The sequence below is a fragment of the Streptomyces pathocidini genome (assembly GCF_001418495.1).
Lineage (GTDB): Bacteria > Actinomycetota > Actinomycetes > Streptomycetales > Streptomycetaceae > Streptomyces > Streptomyces pathocidini.
The window spans coordinates 1-5,993 of record NZ_LIQY01000241.1 but is presented as its reverse complement, the minus strand read 5'-3'; the positions used below and the strand labels follow the sequence as shown (position 1 = coordinate 5,993).

Sequence of the window (5,993 nt, the reverse complement as noted above, 5' to 3'; positions counted from 1 at the left end):
GAAGGCTGGGCAGGACGGAAACCGGGCGGAACTAGCCGAGCGGGCCGTGAACCGGTGCCGGGTGTCCCAGCAGCATGGACGGGGCGCCCGCCACCCGCGTGAGGAACACCGTCGTGGACGCCTGCCCCTTCAGTGGCCTGACCTTCTTGCGCAGCTCCTCCGGCTCGACGGCCGACCCGCGCTTCTTCACCGTCAGCGTGCCGACCCCGCGCTCCCGCAGCAGCGCCTTCAGCCGCTTCACGTTGAACGGCAGCACGTCCGTGATCTCGTACACCGATGCGTACGGGGTCGGGCTCAGCGCGTCCGCCGTCACGTACGCGATCGTCGGATCGATCAGCCGGCCGTCCACGCGCTCGGCCACATCGGCCACCAAGTGGGCCCGGATCACGGCCCCGTCCGGCTCATAGAGGAACCGGCCGACCGGCCCCACCCTGGGGTCCGGCAGGCCCGCGCCGACCAGAGCCCGCGGGCCCGGCAGCAGCGTCGCCCGGCGGGCACCGGCCGTCCCCGCGCCGCCGAACCACAGCACCGCCTCCTTGACGTCGCCCCCGTCCGAGATCCACTCCGCCTCGGCGTCTTCGGGCACCGCCTCGTGCGGCACCCCGGGCGCGATCTTCAACGCCGCAGCCGGGACCTTGCGCGCCGCCTCCACGGCCCACGACAGCGGCGGCGAATAGGCCTCCGGATCGAAGATCCGTCCACCCGTCGCCCGGCCACCACCCCGGCCGGAAGCGCTGCGCGTTGCCCCTCTGCTCCCACCTCGCCGCGCCGGATCCACGAACACCGCGTCGAACGGGTCGAGTTCGACCTCCGCCACATCCCCGCACCGCACCTCGATCAGGTCCGCAAGACCCAGCGCCGCCGCGTTCGCGCGCGCCACCGCGCACGTCAGCGGGTCGCGGTCGACCGCCAGCACGGCCACCCCCGCCCGCGCCAGCGCCACTGCGTCGCCGCCGATGCCGCAGCACAGGTCGGCCACCCGCCGTACGCCGAGCGCCGCGAACCGGGCCGCGCGGTACGAGGCGACGGCCGTACGGGTCGCCTGCTCCACGCCGTTCGGGGTGAAGAACATGACCGCCGCGTCCGCGCCGAACTTCGCCGCCGCGCGCTGCCGCAGCCGCGCCTGGCCGAGCGCGGCCGACACCAGCTCGGCCGGGTGCTCGCGGCGCAGCCGCGTCGCGACCGCCAGTTCCGCCGCCGGGTCGAAGTCGCGCAGGTCGGCGAGGAGGGCCCGGCCCTCGTCGGTGAGCAGGGCGGCGAAGGCGCCGAGACCGCCCGCCTGGTCGCTGCCGCCTGGACCGTCCCCTGGGCCGTTGTCGGGACCGTTCCCTGGGTCGTTGCCGGGGCCGCTGTCGGGGCCGTTGTCGTTCACCCGGCCCATTGTGCCGGTCGGCGGTGGGCGGCCCGGCTGTGCGCCATCCGGCGGACCGCCCTCTCGCCCCGGCGCCGTCACGGCTCCGCACGCCCGGACCGCTGGCAGGATGCGGCGCCATGCAGCTTGTACGACAAGCCGAGAAGACCGCCCGGGCCCGGCGGTGGGGGATCACGGTCGGCGCCGCAGGGGCCTTGGTCCTCATCGGCGTCGTCGGCTCCGCCCAGCACTCCGACGGCTCCCCGTCCGAGAGCGAGCGGCGGGAAGCCGAGTCCGCGCTGCGCCTCACCACCCTGGGCACCCTCCGCGCCCCCGTCGCGACCTTCGCCCTGGAGGGCCGGGCGGCCACCGTGCGCAGGGTGGAGCGCGACACCGTACGGGACGGAGTGCCGGGGCCCGGCTACGACCCGGCGCGGGACGCCGCCCCCGCGGGCAGCTCCGGCGCCGCGTACGGCGTGGACGGGGCCGCGCACCGCGGGGCGCTCGCCGTGGACGGCGCGACCGTCGGCGTACTCGCCTGCGGCGTCGACGTGCCCTACCCGCGCGGGCACGCCGGGTTGATCGCCAAGATCGCCGATCAGGGCGTGCTGGTGGGGGAGTTGCCACCCGGCGGGCACCCCACGCGCAGCCGGTTCGTGCTGCGCAACCGCGTCATCGCCGCGTTGACGCGGGGGACGGTGGTGGTCGAGGCCGAGTACCGCAGCGGATCGCTTGTCACGGCCCGGTACGCGCGGCAGCTGGGCCGGGCCGTGATGGGCGTACCGGGACCGGTCACCTCCGGCCTCTCGGCGGGCGTCCACGAGCTGCTGCGGGACGGCGCCACGCTGGTGACCGACGCCGCCGAGGTCGCCGAACTCGTGGGCGCCATCGGCGAACTGGCACCCGAGCGGAGAGGCCCCGTCGTGGCCCGGGACCTGCTCGATCCGGCCTCGTCGAGAGTGCTCGAAGCACTGCCCGCCAGGGCGAGCGTCAACGCACGTCACCTGGCCCGCGACGCATGTACCGGATATGAGGAGGTGTTGGCAAAACTGTACGAACTGCAATCACTGGGGTTCGTCGAACGGCACGGCGAACGCTGGCAGTTGACGCGGTACTCCCGGGGCCCTGGCCGAACCCGGCGAGGCGGTCCTTGACCTGCTGCGTTCGGGTGACAGGGTTGGGCCGATGACCGCAACAGCCGACTTTGTGTTCCGTACGCGGCGGCCCTCGGCACGCCGTGCCGCAACCCTTCGGTGCGGGCCGCGGAACCGGTCCGCCCCGGTCCGAACCAGCGGACTTCGCACGCTGCGACACGGCAGTCACGCTACGCTCACAGGCGTTCCGACTACGACAGACGTCCTCACCCCGGTGACGGCAGAACGGCTCAAGGCGACGAATGCCCCAGCACACCTCAGGGCCTGACCGCGCGGCAGTGCCACCCGCCGCCCGCGGCAGCGTGCGCCCGGCCGCGCCCGCGTCGCTGGACGAGCTGTGGCGGTCGTACAAGGAAACGGCTGACGAGCGGCTGCGGGAGCAGCTGATCCTGCACTACTCGCCGCTGGTGAAGTACGTGGCGGGCCGGGTCAGCGTGGGGCTGCCGCCCAACGTCGAGCAGGCGGACTTCGTCTCCTCGGGAGTCTTCGGACTCATCGACGCCATCGAAAAGTTCGAGCCGGAACGCTCGATCAAGTTCGAAACGTACGCGATCACGCGGATTCGCGGAGCGATGATCGACGAACTCCGGGCGCTCGACTGGATCCCCCGTTCCGTACGGCAGAAGGCGCGGGCGGTCGAGCGCGCCTACGCCACGCTGGAGGCCGGGCTCCGGCGCACGCCCTCCGAGGCCGAGGTGGCTTCGGAGATGGGCATCAGCCTCGACGAACTGCACAATGTCTTCAGTCAGTTGTCGCTGGCGAACGTGGTTGCCCTGGAGGAGCTGCTGCACGTCGGCGGCGAGGGCGGCGACCGGCTCTCGCTGATGGACACGCTCGAGGACACCGCCGCGGACAACCCGGTGGAGGTCGCCGAGGACCGCGAGTTGCGGCGGCTGCTGGCCCGGGCCATCAACACCCTTCCCGAGCGCGAGAAGACCGTGGTCACGCTCTACTACTACGAGGGGCTGACGCTCGCCGAGATCGGGCAGGTTCTCGGGGTGACCGAGAGCCGGGTCAGCCAGATCCACACCAAGTCCGTGCTCCAGCTCAGGGCCAAACTGGCCGATGTCGGACGCTGAATCGTCCCTCCCCGAGGTGAACCGCCGCACCGATCCGTAGTGGTTCGCCCCGGTCTCGCCGTCGCGGAGTGCCGCCGAGGGCCGTGCGTCCGTAGAGTGGGGGCGTGCCCAGGATTCGAGCGGCCTCAGTGGCCGAGCACCGCACGATGCAGCGCGCCGCCCTGCTGGATGCCGCGCGCACCCTGCTCTCCGAAGGCGGCACGGAGGCGTTGACCTTCCCCGCCCTCGCCGAAAAGACCGGCCTGGCGCGGTCGTCCGTCTACGAGTATTTCCGCTCCCGCGCGGCCGTGGTCGAGGAGTTGTGCGCCGTCGACTTCCCGGTCTGGGCGGCGGAGGTCGAGGCGGCCATGGCCTCGGCCGACACGCCTTCGGGCAAGGTCGAGGCATATGTGCGGCAGCAGCTGGCGCTGGTCGGCGACCGGCGGCACCGGGCCGTCGTCGCGATCTCGGCAGGCGAGCTGGACGCCGGGGCGCGCGAGAAGATCCGCGCGGCGCACGGCGGGCTGATCGCCATGATCGTCGAGGCGCTGGGCGACCTCGGCCACGAGCAGCCGAGGCTCGCCGCGATGCTGCTCCAGGGCGTCGTGGATGCGGCGGTCCGCCGCATCGAACTCGGCGCGGCAGAGGACCCGGACCAGATCACCGAAGCAGCGGTGGCCATCTCCCTCCGGGGCGTCGGACGGGGTTGAGTCAGGCGTCGGACGGGGCTGGGCTTGGGCGTCGGCCAGGGCTGGGCGCCGGTCCCGGCCTGAGTCAGGCGTCGGCCAGGGTTGGGCTGGGCGTCGGACGGGGTTGAGTCAGGCGCCGGCCAGGGTTGGGCTGGGGTTGAGCTGGGCGCCGGTCCCGGCTGAGTCGGGCATCGATCAGGGCTGAGCCAGGCGTCGGGCGGGGCTGTGACAGGTGTCAGGCAGGGCCGGGCTGGGTGCCGGTCCCGGCTGAGCCGGGCGGTTGGCCCGCTGCTGGACCGGCGGCTCTCGCGGCTCCGGAAGTCGGGTCTCCGGCCCGCTCTCCTGGGTCGGCCTCGCCTGGCAGCTTGGCGCCGGAGCCGGGCGTGCGCCCACCAGGCACCGATGGCCAGAGTCGCCGCTCCCCAGGCCGTGGCAGGCGCCCGGTCCGTCGCAACCCCAGTCGCCCTTGGCGATGCCACAGCGCCCGGCGACTCCGCCCCAGGGGAAGTCGACTCCCCAGCGGGAATCGACTCCGCCCACGGCTTCCGTACCCCGAAGACCGGCAGCAGGCGGGACGGGCCGTTGCGGAGCAGCCGGGCGGGGAGCAGGGACAGCGGATCCAGGTAGTGGTCTCCACGGCGCAGCCCCCAGTGCAGGCAGCCGTCCGGGCAGTGGTGCGGGCCGTCGTCCAGGGTGCCGACCCGCTGCCCGGTCGCGACTCGGTCGCCCTTGGCGACCACCGCGCGCACCGGCTCGTACGTGACGCGCAGCGGTGGTCTGCCCGTACCGTCCAGCTCCACCGCAACGACCCGGCGTCCCGCCACGCTCCCCGCGAAGGCGACCCGGCCCGTGCCCGCGGCCCGCACGGCCTGGCCGGGCGCCGCCGCGAGATCGACACCGCGGTGCCCCGGTCCGTACGGCGTCGCGGGCGGCTCCCAGCCGCGCACCACCATCGGCCGCACCCCACCCGCCCCGTCCACCGGCCAGGCCCGTGCCCGCGGCTCGTCGTCGTTTACCAGACCTATCGGTCCCATCAGCCAGGGCCGTGCCTGTGGCTGGCTCTCGCTCACTGGTCCCGCCGGCCAGGCTCGTGCCCGGGGCTCGTTCTCGTTCACCGGTCCCACCGGTCCGGTGTGTGCCCGCGGCTCGTTCTCATCCGCCGGACCTGCCGGACCTGCCGGCCAGGCCCGCGTCCGCCACTCGGTCCCGTCCACGGGCCAGGCCCCGGCCACGGCCCAGGCCCCGTTCCGAGCCACGGCCCGGGCACCGCCTCCAGCGGGTGTCGCGGCCGCGGCTGGGGCGGACGCTACCGGCAGGGGAAACAGGCAGAGCAGCAGTGCCGCCCCCGCACGTAAGCAACGCAACCCGTGCAATCCGCGTAATACCCACAAGCCGCGTAAGAGTGGCCGCATCAAGTCCTCGTATCGCATGGCACGACCGTGACGCATCGCCGCCGGGCTTGGGGATCATGGTCGAAAGCTGTGGACTACCCGCCGGTTGTGGACAACTCCGCCACCCCCAGGGGGAACGCGGACAGACCGCGGGCACCGTCACCGCCCGCCTCCCGCCCGCACCCCCCGCCCGCGGTGTGTCGCTCCGCGGCTCCGGGGTCCCGTACACTTCTGGTGGCGATCCGGGTCACCGGGTCGACTTCGCACGCCCCGCCGTCGGCGCTTCATGTCCTCCGGGATAAGCTCCGCGGCCGCGTCCCTCGGTCCACAACAGGTCCTCGTGAGAGCTC

4 protein-coding genes and 1 pseudogene are annotated in these 5,993 nt (G+C 73.6%); 3 read left to right on the top strand and 2 right to left on the bottom strand.

Features of this window, described 5'->3' with window-relative positions; translation table 11 throughout:
* Positions 1-31 precede the first annotated feature (31 nt).
* Positions 32-1,381 (bottom strand): class I SAM-dependent methyltransferase, encoded by a 1,350-nt coding sequence (locus AOK16_RS13200; RefSeq protein WP_079101330.1) that lies wholly within the window; start codon positions 1,379-1,381, stop codon positions 32-34.
* Between the two features lie 110 nt (positions 1,382-1,491).
* Here AOK16_RS13200 and AOK16_RS13195 point away from each other — a divergent pair, with 110 nt between their 5' ends.
* The 3 genes from AOK16_RS13195 to AOK16_RS13185 all read left to right on the top strand — a co-directional run bounded on the left by AOK16_RS13195 (position 1,492) and on the right by AOK16_RS13185 (position 4,273).
* Complete coding sequence (locus AOK16_RS13195; protein ID WP_079101329.1) at positions 1,492-2,505, top strand: DNA-processing protein DprA; 1,014 nt, start codon at positions 1,492-1,494, stop codon at positions 2,503-2,505.
* A 242-nt stretch (positions 2,506-2,747) separates the two neighbouring features.
* The gene (gene whiG, locus AOK16_RS13190; protein ID WP_055472455.1) at positions 2,748-3,584 is read left to right on the top strand and encodes an RNA polymerase sigma factor WhiG; all 837 of its coding nucleotides are present in this window, start codon (positions 2,748-2,750) and stop codon (positions 3,582-3,584) included.
* A gap of 128 nt (positions 3,585-3,712) precedes the next feature.
* Positions 3,713-4,273, top strand: coding sequence for a TetR/AcrR family transcriptional regulator (locus AOK16_RS13185; protein ID WP_055472454.1), 561 nt, complete (start codon positions 3,713-3,715; stop codon positions 4,271-4,273).
* Positions 4,274-4,926: 653 nt separating this feature from the next.
* On the opposite strand, the pseudogene AOK16_RS29245 reads toward AOK16_RS13185, so the two are convergent.
* Positions 4,927-5,205, bottom strand: a pseudogene (locus AOK16_RS29245) (peptidoglycan DD-metalloendopeptidase family protein); the annotation flags it as partial.
* Positions 5,206-5,993: the final 788 nt, after the last annotated feature.